Origin of the sequence: Sphaerospermopsis kisseleviana CS-549 (assembly GCF_028329225.1) — a bacterium.
Classification (GTDB): Bacteria; Cyanobacteriota; Cyanobacteriia; order Cyanobacteriales; family Nostocaceae; genus Sphaerospermopsis; species Sphaerospermopsis kisseleviana.
Map to the genome: position 1 here is coordinate 1 of NZ_JAQMTI010000180.1, position 17,871 is coordinate 17,871.

17 protein-coding genes and 1 pseudogene are annotated in these 17,871 nt (G+C 36.9%); 12 read left to right on the top strand and 6 right to left on the bottom strand.

Annotation, left to right across the window (positions count from 1 at the left end):
* Positions 1 to 317 (bottom strand): hypothetical protein (locus PN497_RS15135; RefSeq protein ID WP_272110570.1); only part of this gene is annotated, 317 nt, incomplete at its 3' end.
* Between PN497_RS15135 and PN497_RS15140 the strand changes: the two genes are divergently transcribed.
* Complete coding sequence (locus PN497_RS15140) at positions 274 to 1,443, top strand: hybrid sensor histidine kinase/response regulator (protein WP_096568276.1); 1,170 nt, start codon at positions 274 to 276, stop codon at positions 1,441 to 1,443. The genes PN497_RS15135 and PN497_RS15140 overlap by 44 nt on opposite strands.
* On the opposite strand, the gene trmB is transcribed toward PN497_RS15140, so the two are convergent.
* On the bottom strand, positions 1,440 to 2,075 hold the full coding sequence (gene trmB, locus PN497_RS15145; protein ID WP_096568278.1) for a tRNA (guanosine(46)-N7)-methyltransferase TrmB: 636 nt from the start codon (positions 2,073 to 2,075) through the stop codon (positions 1,440 to 1,442). The two genes, PN497_RS15140 and trmB, sit on opposite strands and share 4 nt — an antisense overlap.
* Positions 2,076 to 2,256: 181 nt before the next feature.
* On the opposite strand from trmB, the gene PN497_RS15150 reads away from it, so the two are divergent.
* Positions 2,257 to 3,366: a metallophosphoesterase family protein gene (locus tag PN497_RS15150; RefSeq protein WP_096568280.1), complete on the top strand. Its 1,110-nt coding sequence runs from the start codon at positions 2,257 to 2,259 to the stop codon at positions 3,364 to 3,366.
* 83 nt (positions 3,367 to 3,449) lie between these two features.
* Here PN497_RS15150 and PN497_RS15155 read toward each other — a convergent pair whose 3' ends face one another.
* Positions 3,450 to 4,658, bottom strand: coding sequence for an FIST signal transduction protein (locus PN497_RS15155; RefSeq protein ID WP_096568282.1), 1,209 nt, complete (start codon positions 4,656 to 4,658; stop codon positions 3,450 to 3,452).
* 345 nt (positions 4,659 to 5,003) lie between these two features.
* On the opposite strand from PN497_RS15155, the gene PN497_RS15160 reads away from it, so the two are divergent.
* The 9 genes from PN497_RS15160 to queD all read left to right on the top strand — a co-directional run bounded on the left by PN497_RS15160 (position 5,004) and on the right by queD (position 13,347).
* On the top strand, positions 5,004 to 5,246 hold the full coding sequence (locus PN497_RS15160; protein WP_096568284.1) for a Calvin cycle protein CP12: 243 nt from the start codon (positions 5,004 to 5,006) through the stop codon (positions 5,244 to 5,246).
* Between the two features lie 355 nt (positions 5,247 to 5,601).
* Positions 5,602 to 6,192, top strand: a complete 591-nt coding sequence (locus PN497_RS15165) for a DUF3177 family protein (protein ID WP_272110572.1) — start codon at positions 5,602 to 5,604, stop codon at positions 6,190 to 6,192.
* Between the two features lie 161 nt (positions 6,193 to 6,353).
* A complete protein-coding gene (locus PN497_RS15170; RefSeq protein WP_096568287.1) occupies positions 6,354 to 6,653 on the top strand; it encodes a DUF7734 family protein in 300 nt (99 codons plus the stop codon).
* 164 nt (positions 6,654 to 6,817) lie between these two features.
* Positions 6,818 to 7,933 (top strand): cobalt-precorrin-5B (C(1))-methyltransferase CbiD, encoded by a 1,116-nt coding sequence (gene cbiD / locus PN497_RS15175; RefSeq protein WP_096568289.1) that lies wholly within the window; start codon positions 6,818 to 6,820, stop codon positions 7,931 to 7,933.
* Between the two features lie 337 nt (positions 7,934 to 8,270).
* Positions 8,271 to 9,893, top strand: coding sequence for a glutamine-hydrolyzing GMP synthase (gene guaA / locus PN497_RS15180; protein ID WP_096568291.1), 1,623 nt, complete (start codon positions 8,271 to 8,273; stop codon positions 9,891 to 9,893).
* Between the two features lie 236 nt (positions 9,894 to 10,129).
* On the top strand, positions 10,130 to 10,648 hold the full coding sequence (locus tag PN497_RS15185; RefSeq protein ID WP_096568293.1) for a DUF29 family protein: 519 nt from the start codon (positions 10,130 to 10,132) through the stop codon (positions 10,646 to 10,648).
* 127 nt (positions 10,649 to 10,775) lie between these two features.
* Positions 10,776 to 11,681, top strand: coding sequence for an adenine-specific DNA-methyltransferase (gene yhdJ, locus PN497_RS15190; protein ID WP_272110575.1), 906 nt, complete (start codon positions 10,776 to 10,778; stop codon positions 11,679 to 11,681).
* Positions 11,662 to 12,795: a restriction endonuclease gene (locus tag PN497_RS15195; RefSeq protein ID WP_096568297.1), complete on the top strand. Its 1,134-nt coding sequence runs from the start codon at positions 11,662 to 11,664 to the stop codon at positions 12,793 to 12,795. The genes yhdJ and PN497_RS15195 overlap by 20 nt, the downstream gene beginning before the upstream one ends.
* 72 nt (positions 12,796 to 12,867) lie before the next feature.
* Positions 12,868 to 13,347, top strand: coding sequence for a 6-carboxytetrahydropterin synthase QueD (gene queD, locus PN497_RS15200; protein ID WP_096568299.1), 480 nt, complete (start codon positions 12,868 to 12,870; stop codon positions 13,345 to 13,347).
* Here queD and PN497_RS15205 read toward each other — a convergent pair.
* The 3 genes and pseudogenes from PN497_RS15205 to PN497_RS15215 form a co-directional block, all read right to left on the bottom strand.
* Positions 13,344 to 15,677 carry a PAS domain S-box protein gene (locus tag PN497_RS15205; protein WP_096568301.1) on the bottom strand — a complete coding sequence of 778 codons (2,334 nt, stop codon included), beginning with the start codon at positions 15,675 to 15,677 and terminating at the stop codon, positions 13,344 to 13,346. The genes queD and PN497_RS15205 overlap by 4 nt on opposite strands.
* A 5-nt stretch (positions 15,678 to 15,682) precedes the next feature.
* Positions 15,683 to 16,006 (bottom strand): annotated as a pseudogene (locus PN497_RS15210) (response regulator); the annotation flags it as partial.
* A gap of 316 nt (positions 16,007 to 16,322) precedes the next feature.
* Positions 16,323 to 17,228: a cation diffusion facilitator family transporter gene (locus PN497_RS15215; protein ID WP_096568305.1), complete on the bottom strand. Its 906-nt coding sequence runs from the start codon at positions 17,226 to 17,228 to the stop codon at positions 16,323 to 16,325.
* A gap of 259 nt (positions 17,229 to 17,487) precedes the next feature.
* On the opposite strand from PN497_RS15215, the gene PN497_RS15220 reads away from it, so the two are divergent.
* Complete coding sequence (locus PN497_RS15220; RefSeq protein ID WP_096568307.1) at positions 17,488 to 17,838, top strand: hypothetical protein; 351 nt, start codon at positions 17,488 to 17,490, stop codon at positions 17,836 to 17,838.
* Positions 17,839 to 17,871: the final 33 nt, after the last annotated feature.

Below are 17,871 nucleotides of genomic sequence, written 5' to 3' on the forward strand. Positions count from 1 at the left end.
GGAAAATAACCTGTGATAAAAATTGATAATTTATCGCCCGAATGCTTCGCCCTTACAGGAAAATAACCTGTGATAAAAATTGATAATTTATCGCCCGAATGCTTCGCCCTTACAGGAAAATAACCTGTAATAAAAATTGATAATTTATCGCCCGAATGCTTCGCCCTTACAGGAAAATAACCTGTGATAAAAATTGATAATTTATCGCCCGAATGCTTCGCCCTTACGACTCCTGAACTCCTGAACTCCTGAACTCCTGACTCCTGGAAAATAATGACTGCAACTTGCTTGGTAAAAATCTTGTTAATTGAAGACAACTTGGCGGAAGCTAGGTTGTTACAAGAGTTTTTGAAGCAATCCCCATCAAAAGAGTTTAGTTTAGTTCATGTTCAAAGATTACGAGATGCATTTCATGAATTAAGCCAACAAAACTATGACGTAATTTTGTTAGATTTAACCTTACCTGATAGTCAAGGATTATCATCCCTACCCTTACTAATGAGTCAAGCACCCAGCACACCTATTGTTGTTCTTACTAATATCAATGATGAAGAATTAGCAATAGAAGCTGTGAGACAGGGAGCGCAAGATTATTTAGTCAAAAGACAAGTAAAGCCAGATGTTTTAGTGCGTTCAGTTCAGTATGCGATCGCCAGAAAACAAGTTTTAGAACAATTACGCACAGTCAATCAAACATTAGAAATCACAGTTGAAGAAAGAACTGCTGAACTGGAAAAAGCCCAGGAACTATATCAGTTTAAAACTGAATTTGTTTCTATGCTTTCCCATGACATTCGTAATCCTTTGAATACGATACTTTTAGCTGCGGGATTGCTACAAAACAACGATGAAAAATTAACCCAAGAAAAAAAATTAAATCATCTAAAAATAATTCGTTCTGCTATTAAAAACATGGCACAATTATTGGATGAAGTTTCCTTTATTGGTAAAGCTGATTCTGGCAAATTACAATGTCAACTTTATCCTTTAAATTTAGAAGCTTTTTGTCATCAAATATTAGAAGATACTCATTTAACTGCTTTAGAAAAACAAGTAACTATAGAATTTACCAGTTCTGGTGACTTTAGCTCAACTCTTTGGGATGAAAATTTATTACGGCATATTTTAGGAAATATCCTTAGTAATGCTATTAAATATTCCTACCCTGATAGCAAAGTCAAATTTGAATTAACCAGACAAGAAAAAACAGCAACCTTCAAAATTCAAGATTGGGGAATTGGTATTTCGACAAAAGATCAAAATCAACTATTTATTCCCTTTCATCGTGGTGAAAATGTCAGCGGTATTTCCGGTACAGGTATGGGTTTAGCAATTGTGAAAAAATGTGTGGAAGCGCATGGTGGAGAAATTAAATTTGAAAGTCAAATTGATGTGGGAACAACTTTCATAGTTATTTTACCTGTAATTAAAATTGAAATTTAACGCTTTACAAACATAGCCCGATACACAGGTTCACCTTTATTTTGTGTAGCAATTTCCCTTTCTGTAGGCACAGGAAGCGGGTTTTCTGCTAACCATTTTTCTGTTCCCATTTTTGCAAATGCTGGGTGTTCTTGGAAGCGATCGCACATTTCCACGGCAATAAATTCCTGATCAGATTGCAAAAATACCACCCCACCCACAGCCAAATAACTAGCTAATTCTTCAACTAACTCTGGTTGTACTACTCTCCGTTTAGCATGACGAGTTTTAAACCAAGGATCAGGAAATTGAATTGATACCCGTTGTAAAATTCCTGGTTTTAAAGTAGATAAAATTGGACTCAAAGAATTATTCACATTACAAAATAAATAATGTAAATTTGTTAAACCCAACTCAGAAACTATCCTATTTGCTTCTATAACTAAAGGTTCTCTAATTTCCAAACCTAGAAAATTCCAGTTTGTTTCTACCTGTGCCATTTGAAGTAAAAACCTACCCCTCGCACATCCAATATCTAAATGTAAGGGTTGTTGATACTGTGCATAGATTTTTTCCCATGCTGGGGGATCAACAGGGGTTTGAAATTTTCTCGCTAGGGGGTTAACGTGCTGACGAACTCGAATCACAGCCATAATAAATACTCCTTTGACTACTTCTGACTACTCCTGTCACTAAAATTTCGCTAATAAAAGTTAAACATAAATGTTTACAAATATTAAGTCTGGTTGCTAGTACGTAACTAGACAAGGCAAGAGTTATACTTTTGTAAAAAGGGTATATTTACTCTTTCGGCTTTAACATTTTTTTAAATCAATGGATATCAACTTTCGTTTTGCTATAGTTAGTGACTTACACATTGCACTACCCCATACAATTTGGGATCATCCCAGCCGATTTCATTTAGTGGAAGTCAGTATTCCCGCCTTTGAAAGTGTACTAGAACATTTAACACAACTTGATTTAGATTTTCTTCTGATTCCCGGAGACTTAACCCAACACGGTGAACCAGAAAATCATGCGTGGTTAGCAAACAGACTTGCTCAACTACCTTTTCCGGTTTATGTTGTTCCTGGTAATCATGATGTTCCTGTATTGATGGCAAACAAGCAATCAATTGGTTTTGCAGATTTTCCCCATTATTACCGCAAGTTTGGTTATGAAAACCCACACCAACCTTACTACAATTGTCAAATATTGCCCGGAGTGCGGCTAATAGGTTTAAATTCTAACACCTTTGATGAGGATGGTAAACAAATAGGACGTTTAGATCAGCAGCAGTTTCAGTGGTTAGAAACAGAACTAGCAAAAATTAACAATGATTTAGTTTTGGTGATGGTGCATCACAACGTTGTCGAACATTTGCCAAATCAATCAAATCATCCAATGGCAAATCGTTATATGTTGGAAAATGCTCCAGAACTTATAAAATTACTGCGTAAACATGGAGTGAGATTAGTATTTACCGGACATTTGCACGTTCAAGATGTAGCTTGTAGTGATGGAGTCTATGATATTACCACTGGTTCATTAGTTAGTTATCCCCATCCTTACCGTGTTTTAGAATTTGAACGAGATCATCTAGGTAAGGAATGGTTACAAATAGTCTCTCATCGCGTGGAATCAGTACCAGATTTTCCTAACTTGCAAGAATCATCAAAACAATGGATGGGCGATCGCTCTTTCCCTTTTTTAATCAAATTACTAACTTTACCTCCCTTAAATCTACCATTAGTCCAAGCACAGCAACTAGCCCCAGATTTACGGGATTTTTGGGCAACTATCGCCGATGGGGATGCAGTAATAGACTATCCCAACTTTCCTTTAGAAGTCCGTCGTTACATTCAAAAATATAGTGCAGTTACTCACACTGGACATCCCAGCCCCATAGATAATAACAGTAAGCTATTGCTTGGGAATTGGTAATTGGTAATTGGTAATTGGTAATTGGTAATTGGGAATTGGTAATATTTAAAAATCTTCCCCAGTCACCAGTCACCAGTCACCAGTCACCTTCTTCTACAAATTGCAAAAACTGAAGTATAACCGTGGAGGAAAGTTCTACCACTCACAGGACCAATTTCACCACTACAGAAACAACCACCCATAGGAATGTCATGGAAATAACTACTAAATAACTGGGAATCAAAATTGGGTTTTCCGTAAAGTCCTGTACCACGTCCCACACAACTAAACATTAACGCCCCTAAAGCAGAGGATGAATTGCTATTTTCAGCTTGATATTCTTGCAAGAGAAATTCTAATTCTTCAGCAGAGGCTTGAGCATCCCGCAAATGAAATTGTAACCTTTGACCAGGACGGACACGATCGCCAATAGCGATCGCCCCTGCGGCTGGATCTACTCCTAGTAAGTTGCGAATGAGAAAATCACCTTGCTTTAAAGAAAGCTTAAATTCATTCATTGCCAACCCCACAAACAAAGAATGCTGCGCCAGCATTTTTTCCTTATCACTGAGGCGATCAATTAAATTTCGCAACACCGTCAAAGGAACTTGTTCATCCAACTCCAAAATAATATTGCGTTCAGCTTTAGTCACCTGTAATGGTTCACCAATAGGACGGCATCCTTGAGCGACAACACTTTTCAGCACAATATCACCACTCAAAGCCACACCCACAGTACCCTGACGATAGAGACGACCATTACAAAATAAGCCGATGCGATCGCTGCCAAAACCTCCGCCGACCTGTCCCCCCACAACCACCGAACCAGGGTAAGCAAAATCCAAGCCCTGCAACAAATCATTAGTTCCTGAAGAAAAAGCACTAGACAACAAAATAAACTGGGGTACAGATGATGGTGGCACACCCACTAAATCAATCCAAGCATCTGGTGAGCTATCCAAATCAGGTAACTGATCGCCCAAAATATGAAAAGGGCGAACATCGACACCAGGAAGATGCGCCAACGTCAAACTAATCGCCGCTTCCCCTTCTATTTCCTGAATTTGGTTTTCTGAGTTCGTCCCCACCACACCCGCAGCACCACAACCAATCAGCACTGGTACAGACAGCTTTTCTGCCAGCAATGGTAGAAGTCGGGAATACTCACTCGCAAAAGCAGACGAAATGAATACCAGCCCCAGATCCGCAGGTGCTGTTAAAGATGAAACAGCTTGTTCTACCACATCTGAAACAGCTGCTTCCAAAGAATGACGGGTTGATAGGGCATTTGCCCACTGCATTTGGTCTGCCATGATTGCTGGACTTGTTTTTGTGTTGAGGCTAGTAGTTTGTGTTATCGAGGGAGATATTGCATCTTATCAGAATTGACAAGCTGAATGGGGCGTTTACTCCTATATTCATTTAAATATTAAATATATTGTATGCTTCTTTTTCGGTAGTTATACCCTGCCAAATCTGAAAACATCAAGAGAAATCCGGGTATAGTTGTGGTAATTTGCTGTATTAGTAGGCGATAATCACCATCGCAGTCTAACTGAGCAACTCAGTGGTTAGAATAGTAAGCGAACATTAAAGCAAAAACCGCAATTTTTGATTTTCTCTACTTAGTATAAACAAAACCCAGCGAGATTAACGCAATGACAAACACTCAAGAAACAACCAAAACCATTCAAGAAACAATTCAAGCTGAAGTTGAACAAGCTCGTGTTGTCTGTGATATTTCCGGCAGCAACTCCGCAGAATGTGCTGCTGCTTGGGATGCAGTCGAAGAATTGCAAGCGGAAGCTGCTCACCAGCGTCAAAATAAACCCAAAACCTCTTTAGAAACATATTGTGATGCTAACCCAGAAGCAGATGAGTGTCGGCTTTACGAGGACTAGAGATTTAGCTAATCACTCTTAACTAAGGCAGGAGGCAGGAGTCCGTTATTGTCATGGGGTTTATACCCCCTCCAAAAACTTTTGTCCTTCAATAGCATTAGCGTAGCCGCACGAAGTCCGGTTTTAGACCCGATTGTTTTGATCATCTCTCAAATCACTGGTCATAAACCTGATCAGGAGACAAATCAAGTCAAAAGTCAAAAGTCAAAAGTAAAAAGTCAAAATTATAAAACTTCTGTCTTTTGTCTTTTGCTTGTTGCCTCCTTTAGCGAAGGTAGGAGGCAGGATACTGATAGCTGACGGATGAATGCTTACAAAATCAACCTTAATTCTACGGTATTAACTAATAAAAACTATGCCACAACTTTGGTTTCGCCCCTATGTCTGGATGGATTATAGATTAGCATTATTATTTAGCTTAATTATTCCCCTGATTCTTCTGATTTGGGCATTTGTACAAAAAGCAGATGGTATACAACGCTTGCTAATAATTTACTGGCGGGTTGCCAGTTTATTGGCCATCACAGTTTACTTAATGATTGGTGGGTTGGCAGTCAGTTTTATCACTGGTTTAATGGCTCGTATTCTCATTCCCATTTCTCTTTGGTTTTGGGTTGATATCAACGATGAAATTGAGTATCAACCGAAAAGTATTTTGAAATTAATTTTCACATCTTGGCGTTGGGCAATGACGATTTATTCCCTGTTAGGTGTAATTAGTTTTGCACCTTTCTTAAGTTGTGCTTTTTCAGAAAATGCCCTCAAATCTAATTACTGTAGAGTTTGGTTAGAAGCACCATTAATGTTTAAAGATTATTTCCATTATAATAGCAAACCAGCTTTTCTTGGTTTTTTGGGTATAATTGGCTTAGTAATTTATGTAGTTTATCTCAGCTATTTTGTATTAGTAAAACTAGGTAAACATGGCAGAAACGCCACACAGTAGTAACATATTAAATAAGGCAGAGGCAGGAAGCTTAGTTGAGGGGGATTTATACCCCGATACCAAAACTTTTCCCCTGAAAAGGCTAGGTTTTCAACCCGATTGTTTCGTATAAAAAAAATAAATAATGCAAATACTCAATTAACTTGTAAAATATCCTTTTGATGAATAATTCCATTGGTAAAAGACTAGAACAATACACCGTCAAACGACCTCAAGAAGTTCTATTAGTAACCATCAATATTGCTGATGAACAAGATAAAATTGCTGTTTTCAAGGGATTTTCTAGTTCTTTGATGCGTCCCACAGCTTTTGATCCAGATGTACCGATATTACCAGATGATGCCATAATTGTAGCTATTGACCGCATAGCCAGTCCTTATAATCCTGAATCTCCCCGTTATATTCAACAAGGTATTTCTTGGGAAGCTATGGAAGCTTTATTGTTAGAAGTAGGTGTTTAGTTTAGGTGACAGGTGACAGGTGACAGCAGGTGGGGAGATGGGGAGATGGAGAAGTCAGGGGGAGCAGGGGAAGTAAATAACCTAATCAACTATCAACTATCAACTATCAACTATCAACTATCAACTATCAACTATCAACTATCAATTATCAATTATCAATTATCATGTCCCGTTCTGGTTACACTCTCCCCGTTTTTGCTGGTGCTGCTGCTATTGCGGCTTTACATTGGTTGCGTCATCGTCAACCATTAAATGTAATTAATATTGATTTAATTACACCTGCTGAAATAGCAGAAATACCAATTGAGCAAGTAGCGGGAATATCGGAAAATGCAGCTTTAGCTATTACTCGCAGTGATCCGGGTGATAATCTAGACTTGACAAAAAATACACCAATTTGGGCAACAGTAGAATGGTATCACGGAGAAGGTGAAAGTGTTGTTATTAAAGGTGGAGAAGGAGTTGGCAAGCAAATTAATGGTGAACAAAAAGCTGCAATTTATACTTATGCTCAAAAGTTGTTAACGGAAAACTTGCAGCGACTTTTAGCACCAGGGGAAAAAATCATCGTCACAATTATTTTACCAGAAGGGCGATCGCTGGCGGTGAGAACTTCTAACGCTGCTTTTGGAGTAGTTGAAGGACTTTCTTTATTAGGAACAAGCGGTATTTCCCAACCTTTAAGCACACCAGATCAACTAACAGCTTTTCGCAGTGATTTACAAAACAAAGCTAGTGAGTTTCAAAGTTTAGTTTTTTGTATTGGCGAAAATGGCTTAGACTTAGCACAAAAACAGGGAATAAACCCGCAACAACTGGTAAAAACCGCCAACTGGTTAGGACCTTTATTAGTAGAAGCAAATCTTTTAGGAGTCCAAGAAATCTTATTATTTGGTTATCATGGAAAATTAATGAAACTAGCAGGGGGAATTTTTCACACCCATCACCACCTGGCAGATGGCCGACGGGAAATTTTAGCTGCCCATTGTGCTATCTTGGGTTTACCATCTGCCGAAGTAGAGGTAGTATTTCACAGTCCCACCGCAGAAGCAGCTTTAAAACATCTCCGAGACTTAGATAGCAAAACTGCTAGTAATTGGACTGATCAAGTTTATGGCAGCATTGCCGAAACCATTGATACTCGCTCTCAAGAATATATCAAAAGTCATCTTGACCAAGATATTAACACCACAGTATGCGGTTCTGTGCTTTTCGACCGCAACCGAGAAATTATCATCAAGAGTAAAACTGGTTGTGTCTTAATGGAAAAATTATGTTAACTTAATATGAATAATCATAAATAAAGCAAATAAATAATTTTTTGTATACCTACTCCAGAGTGATTTTTCGCGGTTAATAATAAGCCAAATTTATCGGCTCAATAGGTGCGTCCATAGTCGTATCTATATACAGTAATATATCAGTATAATGTAGTACACATTTTCATATTATTTACTTATGTGGGTTGGATATCCTTACCCAACCTTGTGTACCTCATCAACATGAAATTTGCTGTATTTTAGGTTTCTCGACCATTATTAGCCTAAAAAGCTATTAGCCCAAAAAGCCGGAAATGGTAACTGACGTTTTTACTATCAAAGACACACTCTCACCATCATGAATACAGCGGTGACTCTACCAACCGAAGCAGGACCCCAAACTCAGGAAAATTTGGGGCAGTTAAATCGCCAAATGATTGTTATTCTAGACTTTGGTTCTCAATATTCAGAACTAATCGCTAGACGTATCCGCGAGACTCAAGTATATTCTGAAGTGCTATCCTATCGCACCACAGCAGAACATTTACAGAAACTCAACCCCAAAGGGATAATTTTATCTGGTGGTCCCAATTCAGTTTATAGCGAAAACGCGCCCCATTGTGATCCAGAAATTTGGAAATTAGGCATCCCCATCTTAGGTGTATGCTATGGGATGCAGTTGATGGTTAACCAACTGGGAGGAGAAGTCACCAAAGCGGATCGGGGTGAATATGGTAAAGCATCATTATATATAGATGATCCCACGGACTTGTTAACCAACGTCGAAGATGGTACAACCATGTGGATGAGTCATGGTGACTCAGTGACAAAAATGCCACCAGGGTTTGAATTATTAGCACATACAGAAAATACTCCCTGTGCGGCCATTGCTGACCATGATAAAAAATTTTATGGTGTACAGTTTCATCCTGAAGTAGTACATTCCCTGGGTGGTTTAGCATTAATTCGTAACTTTGTTTACCACATCTGCGAATGTGAACCTACTTGGACGACTGCGGCTTTTGTAGAAGAAGCAATTCGGGAAATTCGCGCTAGAGTGGGAGATAAACGGGTATTATTAGCACTTTCTGGCGGTGTAGATTCTTCTACTTTGGCATTTTTGCTACATAAAGCTATAGGTGATCAATTAACCTGTGTGTTTATTGATCAAGGCTTTATGCGGAAATTAGAACCAGAAAGATTGATAAAATTGTTTGAAGAACAGTTTCATATTCACGTAGAGTATGTCAATGCACGCGATCGCTTTATTTCTGCTATTGCAGGTATTACCGATCCAGAAGAAAAACGCCGTATTATCGGTCATGAATTTATTCGCGTTTTTGAGGAAACATCCAAAAAGCTTGGTCACTTTGACTATTTAGCACAGGGTACACTTTACCCAGACGTGATTGAATCTGCTGACACTAACGTTGACCCGAAAACCGGTGAACGAGTAGCAGTGAAAATTAAGAGTCATCACAACGTTGGTGGTTTACCCAAAGACTTGAGATTTAAACTTGTTGAACCTTTGCGGAAACTCTTTAAAGATGAAGTTCGTAAAGTAGGCCGTTCCATTGGTTTACCAGAAGAAATTGTTCAAAGACAACCTTTCCCCGGTCCTGGTTTAGCGATTCGGATTTTAGGCGAAGTGACAGCCGAAAGGTTAAATATTTTACGTGATGCTGATTTAATTGTCCGTCAAGAAATCAACCAAAGAGGCTTATATCACGACTATTGGCAAGCCTTCGCCGTATTATTACCTATTCGTAGTGTGGGCGTAATGGGTGATAAAAGAACCTATGCTTACCCCATAGTTTTACGGATAGTCACCAGTGAAGATGGAATGACAGCAGACTGGGCGCGTGTACCTTATGATGTGTTAGAGGCAATTTCTACCAGGATCGTTAATGAAGTGAAAGGTGTTAACCGTGTGGTGTTTGATATCACCTCCAAACCACCTGGAACTATAGAATGGGAATAGGTGACAGTTGACAGGTGACAGGGGAAGAAAATTTTAGATTTTAGATTTTAGATTTTAGATTTTAGATTTTAGATTGGAGTTAACAAAAACAATCCAAAATCCAAAATCCAAAATCCAAAATCCAAAATACATAACTCCTGCCTCCTGCCTCCTGCTATAATATAAGAAACTTGGTAATATTAAATCTAGTGAAAATGAAATTATCAAGAATGTAAATTGAGGCTAGTATAAAAAATATGACACAGGAATTAATAGACCTCAGAAATAGTATTTTAGAACAGCGTTATACAGATGCGTTAGCTATAGTAGACGAATTAGAGGGAATGAGTAGACAAGCAATTTTTAGGAATATCCAATCATTCCTAGTAAGATTAATAATTCATTTGATTAAAAATCAAATAGAAAAACGCTTAACTAATTCTTGGGCAAATTCAATTCGTGGTTCAGTTAGAGAAATAAAAAAAATAAATTTACAGGATAATAAAACCTCCTATTATGTGAAAATAGATGAATGGCAACCAATCTTAGAAGATGAATTTGAAGAAGCTATTAGAGATGCCAGTGAAGAAGTAATGAATGGTATTTACAGCCCCTTTCAACTGACAGAAATGGTAGATAAAGAACAAATAATTGAACAAGCAGAAAATTTATTAAGACTCACTTATAATTACTCAGTTAAAGAGTTGCCAGCAGTCATTGATAATTATTTAACTCAATTACCAGGTGGTGAAAATTGGAAATTAGGAAAAAAATAAAATTAACTCTCTTATCTTTGCGTTATTTGCGGTTTAATCATATCAAGACCTGATAGAACTTGAAGAATATTTGATTAACTATTTCCTACCTCCTAAAAAATACTTTTTCAGCAAACCCTAATTATGTATGATTTCAAGTATGATTCAATCTTATGAACAACAAGGAAATATCATATTTCATGGTGACACAATTAACGTTTTAAAGAATCATATTTCCTCAGAATCAGTAGATTTAATTATTATTGATCCGCCTTATAATATAGGTAAAAAGTTTGGTGATTTTCATGATAAATGGGAATCTGAAGCAGAATATTTAAATTGGTCCTATCAATGGTTAGATGAGTGTGTTCGTATTCTCAAACCAAATGGCACAATTTATGTAATGTCTAGTACCCAAGCAATGCCTTATTTTGATATTTACTTGAGAAAAAAATTAACTATTCTCAGTCGGATAATATGGCATTATGACAGTTCGGGAGTTCAAGCTAAAAAATACTTTGGTTCAATGTATGAACCCATTTTATATTGTGTGAAAGATAAAAATAACTATACTTTTAACGCAGATGATATCAAAATTGAAGCAAAAACTGGTTCACAACGTCAATTGATTGATTACAGAAAATCTGTTCCCACTGCTTATAAGACAGAAAAAGTTCCTGGGAATGTTTGGTATTTTTCTCGTGTGAGATATAAAATGAAAGAATATGAAAATCATCCTTCACAAAAACCAGAATCATTAATAGAAAGAATGATGTTAGCAAGTAGTAATGAAGGAGATTTAATACTTGATCCCTTTGCGGGGACTTTTACAACTGCTGCTGTAGCTAAACGTTTAGGAAGAAAATCTATTAGTATTGAACTGCAAGCAGAATATGTAAAAATTGGTTTAAGACGGGTTTTAGCATGGACAGAATATCAAGGAGAAAAACTTTTATCACCACAGAAAAACCATCATATCAAAAATAAAAATGGTAAAAAACTAGATTGTGACTTTATTCAAGGGAGTCTTTTTGATGCAAATAGTCCGGCATGAATTTACTCAAACAATAATTGATATCCTGGATGAATATTTTCCGGGATATGGAGAGATTGTTTTGAGTAATAGTCAATTATTACAGTATATCAATATTAAAACAAAGGCTGCAAATCGTGGCTCAAAGTCAAGAGCCAGTTTTGCCAATCATTATGCTATATACGTTTTAGTTGAAGATTATTTGCGAAATGAATTTCATATTAAAACCGGCTATGAAAATTATGAAGGTGCAAAATATACAGAACTTTTAAAGAGACAAAGAAAACTACCTTTTGGAAATAAACTTCAAAATCATGCTCTGAATAATCGTTTGAATGAAGAATTTAAAAAATATTTTTCGACATCTATTTATTTGCCAATAATTCGAGATATTAAAACTAACCGATATTGGATCAATGAAAATTTACTTAAACTTACAATTGAAAATAAAACAATTAATATTGCTCAAGCAGTTCAAGAAATTATAGATGCCTATATAAAAGCAAGAACACAAGCATTTACTAGTTTTATGGAACGCTGCCAAGAAATGATTGATATACAGCAGAAAAAACCAGAGGCTGCAATTAATTTTATTAAAGAATTAATAAACCCAAAAGAAGATGCAAGAGTTTTTGAAATTGTTAGTTATGCAATTTTAAAAGAGTATTATGGAGAACAAAAAATATATTGGGGGTGGTCTCCAGATGAACTAACTGCGGAATATTTATCTCTTTATAAAACAGGTCGTACAAATGCTAATGATGGGGGTATAGATTTTGTAATGAAACCTCTTGGTAGGTTTTTTCAAGTCACAGAAACGATAGATACAGGTAAATATTTTTTAGATATTGATAAAGTCCAAAAATATCCAATTACTTTCGTGATCAAAACTGAGCAATCAATAGAAGATTTACTAAAAATAATTGAGGAACAAGCAAGATTAAGATATACCATAAATGCTGTAGTTAATAGATATATGGAAGCAATAGAAGAAATTATAAATATTCCACAGCTAATACTGCGTTTTGACCAAGTATTAGAATTGCAGAGAGGGATAAAAGTTATTGAAGAAATTGTTATACAAAGTCGAGTTGAGTTCAATATGGAAGAGGAAGGATTCGATACTGATTACTGATAGCTGAATTTTTATGAAACACTTTATTTGTCAATACACAAATATAATATATATATAATATACAGGAGTAGAATGACTAATAATCAATGGTTAATAGGTAAAGAATTTCGCTTTGAGGCAGCACATAAGTTACCTTACCATGACGGCAAATGCGCCCGGTTGCATGGACATAGTTGGCGTGGAGTCGTTTATATATCTGCTAATACCTTAGTGCAAGAAGGTGCTAAACAAGGAATGGTGATGGACTATTCAGATCTTAAAAAATATCTCCAACCCTTACTAGATAATTATTTAGATCATTATTATTTAAATGAATCTACGGGTTTGGAATCACCAACCAGTGAAGCAATTGCGGCTTGGATATATGAGAAATTAGAGGAAGCGGGATTACCAGGATTAACAGCAGTGAGAATTGATGAAACTTGTACATCTATCTGTTTGTATTCTAAAAATCGCAGATCAGGCTGGTTAAATTCTGGTGAAAGTTTGAATTTACTGCTGTCTCGTGAAAGTGATGATGACGGTGATATTAATTTAACAACCATCATTTAACTAGAAATTGGCAATTTAATGGTGAAAGTAGCGCCCTTATCCACACCAGGACTAGAGGCTTCAATTGTACCTCCGTGTAATTCTACTAAATGACGAGCGATCGCTAAACCTAGTCCTAAACCGCCTTTTTTATGATTGCGTTCACCTATGGTGGGGGATAGCCCATCGCATTGATGATAGCGTTCAAATACGAAGGGTAAAAACTCTGGACTAATACCAATTCCTGTATCACTAACCGTAATTTGAGTATATTTGAGTTTTGTAACTTGATCGTCAACCAGTGACAGTTTCACTTTCACCCTTCCCCCGGAAGGAGTGAATTTAATAGCATTGGCAATTAAATTACCCAAAACTTGCAGTAAGCGGTGAGCATCTCCCCTAATAGATGGAATTGACTCAGCAATTACTGATTCTAGGAAAATATTTTCAGCTTTTGCTGTGGGATAAGCAGTTTCTATAGCTGTATTCACAATAGACACCAGATCAACTTGACTGACTTCAAGCTGTAGCTTGCCCCGTAGGATGCGGGAAATATTCAGCAAGTCTTCCAAAAGTTTGGCTTGGGAGTGAGCATTTCGTTCAATAATTTCTAAGGCACGATTGATAGTATGTGTATCTAAAGACCGAGTTCGCAGTAAGTTTGCCCAACCTAAAATTGCATTGAGTGGCGATCGCAAATCATGGGATACCATCGCCACAAAGTCATCTTTTGCTTGGTTCGCTTGTTCAGCTTCCAGACGGGCAGCTTTTTCCATTTCTAAAAGCCGGACCCTTTCTGCCTCCAACTGCTTGCTATCTTCAATATCTGTACTCGTCCCAAACCACTTGACAACCCTTCCCCACTCATCCTTAATGGGTACTGCTCTCACTAAATACCAGCGATAAACGCCATCATATCTTCTCAAACGCTTTTCAAATTCATAAGGTTTCCCTGTTTGTAAAGCTGTTAACCATGCTTCCATCGCAATGGGAATATCATCTGGATGCACTATTTTAGTCCAGCCAAATCCTATCACTTGCTCAAGGGTTTGTCCTGTAAAATCTAGCCACCTTTGATTGACATGAACGCATTCACCCTGAGTATTCGCTATCCACACCAATTGAGGTATGGCATCAGATAAGTAACGGTATGATTGTTCACTTTGGCGCAATGCCTCTTCAGTTTGTTTGTGTTGGGTTAAATCCAGAACAAAGCAGACACTATAGCCATTTTTTTCACCTTCTATCAAGGCAATTGCTAATAGCACTGGTATACGAGAACCATTTTTGTGAAAATACTGTTTTTCAAAGGGAGTGCAAATTCCCAAAGTTTGTAGTTCTTGAATTTTTTGTTTGTCTAGATTTTTGTATTCTAAAGGTGTCATCATATCCCAACGAATACTGCCATTTGCAAATTCTTCACGGGTGTAGCCCAATATTTTCAGAAAGGCATCATTAGCTTCATAAATTTGCCCACCGATGTCACCAAAATAGATACCAACTATATTAGATTCGACAATTCTGCGGAATTGGGCTTCACTTTGCCGCAACCGCTCCTCTGCTTGTTTTTTTTCAGTGACATCTCGCCAAGAAACCACACAGCCATCTTTCATTTTGGCAATACGAAAATCAAAATATCTAGCTAATTGCTTCTGGCTATGACTGTATATAAATTGTTGGGATTCTTTCATTACAGGATTGCCTGTTTCTATAACTCGGCAATATTCATTAAATATACCGCTAGTTCGATAAGCAGGGAGTATTTCACACAGTCTTTTATCTATTATTTCTTCTTTTGTGAGTCTGTGACATTCACAAGCTGCTGCATTTACATAATCAATGCGGAAATCAATTATTTCACCGTTTTGGTTGCGAATGGCCGAATAAATGCCAAAGCAATCGAGCATATTTTCTACAGAAGTACGAAAACGCTCCTCACTGCGTTGTAATTCCTGACTTAAATTAACGTTTTTAATAGCTGAATTGACGGTTGAACATAAGAGTTCTGCTGTTGTTTTACCTTTGACTAAATAATCTTGAACACCACTTTTTATAGCTTGCACAGCAACCGCTTCATTGCCATACCCTGTTAACATAATTACTGCTGGTATATTGCCATGAGTTTGCTGTTTTAATTCCGTGATAAATTCTAATCCATTTAAGTCGGGTAACACAAAATCTAATAAAATTCCATCAGGTTGAAACTGCCGACATAAAGCTAATGCTTCCTGTCCCAATTCTTCTTCAAAAATTGTGTAGATATATTCCTGATCCTGCTGGAGATAACGACGATAAACTTGGCGATCTTCAGGGGAATCATCAACAATTAAAACAGTTCGTGGTTGCACCATAGTTATTAGTTAAAAGTCTCAGGAAGAATGACAATATCTAGCCAATAGGTTAAAAAAACTTGAATAGTTTTGATTAGTCTTTTGATATCTATAGGTTTCAAGATATAACTAGCAACTGAGTATTGGTAACATATATCAATATCCTTGGGATTAGAAGAAGTGGTGAATATAACGACAGGAATTTTTTTTAAATTTTCATCCTGTTTAATTTGTTGTAAAACTTCTCTACCATCAGTTCCTGGTAAATTCAGATCCAGTAAAATAATTGCTGGATGGGGATAAGTTTGGATGTCACCATATATGCCATTATGATATAGGTAATCGAGGGCAGTAAATTACTAATGAGATGATTACTAATGATATTGTTCTGATTTATTTGATTCATAATTTATGATTATACTTACTGATAATTATGGAAAATCAATGTATAAATTATCTACACACAAAGGACGTAATAAAATACATTGGTAGAGAATTTAGAAATTTATTTTTTTACACAATTTTTTACAATCTTTGTTTATGGAAAATCTATTGAATCATATTAATATTATACCGAATCAAGGCAAAAATTTTGTGTTTTTGGAGCAGGGTTTAAATCTCCGTACAATAAGCCTCCTGCCTTCTGCCTCCTGCCCCCTGCCTTCGTTAAGTTGCTCCATTTTCAAAGGTAATACTTTCAGATTTGTATGCTGGTGGCTCAACATGAATTAAAATTCTCACTGGACTAAAGCGTTGTTGTAGTTGACTTTCTACTTCTTCGGTAATATTATGAGCAGTTTCTACATCTGGTGCATCTACTATTAAGTGCATTTCTATAAAAACTTGACGACCCAAAACACCACGAGAAGCGATATCATGGCAATTAATTACTCCAGGAACAGAAATTGCGATCGCATGAATAGCTTCAGGTGCGATCGCTATCTGATCCACCAACCAAGGTAAATTCTCTTTTAAAACTGACCATCCACTCCAAAATACTAACAAAGCTACGGGAAAAGCTAACACCACATCTAACCATTGAAAATTTAACCACCAAATTCCTATTAACCCCCCCAACACAGAAATAGTCACCCACACATCACTCATGGTATGTGTAGCATCAGCAATTAAAATTGAACTACCTACCCGCCTACCAACATTACGTTCATAGAACGCCACAAATATATTTACTCCTAATACAATTAGCAATAACCACAACTCAGAACCCGATATTTTCACAGTTGAACCACCTTTAATAATTCTCTCAATAGCTCCTTGGAGAATTTCAAAACAAGCTATACCTAAAAACGCCGCTATTCCTAAAGCTCCCACAGCTTCAAATTTATGATGTCCGTAGGGATGCTCTCGATCTGGACGGGGGGAAGAAAATTTACTAGCAACTAATCCTAAAACATTATTGGCGCTATCTGTCACACTATGCAATGCGTCAGCCAACAAACTCAGAGAACCTGTTGAGTACCCCACAAATGCTTTGAGTCCCATTACGAATAAATTGAGGAGCAGAGTAATAATTAAAACTTTTTTAACTTCCGCACGGTTATCGTAAGTCATAGCACATTGATCATATCACGATCTATAATTTCTACTTTAAGACCTAAAGCAAAAATAAACACAAATAAAATGTATCAAAGTCTTACGCAGTAACGAATATTCTTCTCCATAAACTCTCAATTTTTCGCCCAATTATTGAGATTAATTTTAAATAAAGTCAGCTAAAATCCCATACCCATAAAAAAATTGTCAATTGTCAATTGTCAATTTTCAATTGATAATATATGTAATTACTAAGAAGTTTTAATCAAAAAGCCCTATGTCTTCTACCCCTTTAACATTAAATCTAGGAGATGGTTCTATATCTTTTAGTTTCTCACCCGCAGCAGCAAGAGAATTAAAAGCAGCAATAGATCAATTAATGCTCAGTCTCAAAGCTGTTGCAGCTAAACCTACACCTGGTAGTAAAGTTACTCCCCAACCTCCTTTAGAGTATCGCTACACAGGAGAGGTATTTTTAGAAGTTTTTTGTAATCCCAATATCTGGCCTACTCCCTTTGCAGCAAAAGTGCTGTTAACAGTTCGTAATGTTGGTATTCGCTTAACCACAGAAGCTGAACTCACTCGCATGATTGAGGATATTAACCAGTATTTAGAACAGGTGGGATAGGTGATTGGGGACTGGGGACTGGGGACTGGGGAC

Coding starts and splice junctions, on each gene's coding strand:
- cbiD (WP_096568289.1), top strand. CDS start 6,818: ATGTCCCGTTCTGGTTACACTCTCCCCGTTTTTGCTGGTGCTGCTGCT.
- queD (WP_096568299.1), top strand. CDS start 12,868: ATGACTAATAATCAATGGTTAATAGGTAAAGAATTTCGCTTTGAGGCA.
- guaA (WP_096568291.1), top strand. CDS start 8,271: ATGAATACAGCGGTGACTCTACCAACCGAAGCAGGACCCCAAACTCAG.
- PN497_RS15160 (WP_096568284.1), top strand. CDS start 5,004: ATGACAAACACTCAAGAAACAACCAAAACCATTCAAGAAACAATTCAA.
- PN497_RS15150 (WP_096568280.1), top strand. CDS start 2,257: ATGGATATCAACTTTCGTTTTGCTATAGTTAGTGACTTACACATTGCA.
- PN497_RS15140 (WP_096568276.1), top strand. CDS start 274: ATGACTGCAACTTGCTTGGTAAAAATCTTGTTAATTGAAGACAACTTG.
- PN497_RS15165 (WP_272110572.1), top strand. CDS start 5,602: ATGCCACAACTTTGGTTTCGCCCCTATGTCTGGATGGATTATAGATTA.
- PN497_RS15220 (WP_096568307.1), top strand. CDS start 17,488: ATGTCTTCTACCCCTTTAACATTAAATCTAGGAGATGGTTCTATATCT.
- PN497_RS15195 (WP_096568297.1), top strand. CDS start 11,662: ATGCAAATAGTCCGGCATGAATTTACTCAAACAATAATTGATATCCTG.
- PN497_RS15215 (WP_096568305.1), bottom strand. CDS start 17,228: ATGACTTACGATAACCGTGCGGAAGTTAAAAAAGTTTTAATTATTACT.
- PN497_RS15185 (WP_096568293.1), top strand. CDS start 10,130: ATGACACAGGAATTAATAGACCTCAGAAATAGTATTTTAGAACAGCGT.
- PN497_RS15205 (WP_096568301.1), bottom strand. CDS start 15,677: ATGGTGCAACCACGAACTGTTTTAATTGTTGATGATTCCCCTGAAGAT.
- PN497_RS15155 (WP_096568282.1), bottom strand. CDS start 4,658: ATGGCAGACCAAATGCAGTGGGCAAATGCCCTATCAACCCGTCATTCT.
- yhdJ (WP_272110575.1), top strand. CDS start 10,776: ATGATTTCAAGTATGATTCAATCTTATGAACAACAAGGAAATATCATA.
- PN497_RS15170 (WP_096568287.1), top strand. CDS start 6,354: ATGAATAATTCCATTGGTAAAAGACTAGAACAATACACCGTCAAACGA.
- trmB (WP_096568278.1), bottom strand. CDS start 2,075: ATGGCTGTGATTCGAGTTCGTCAGCACGTTAACCCCCTAGCGAGAAAA.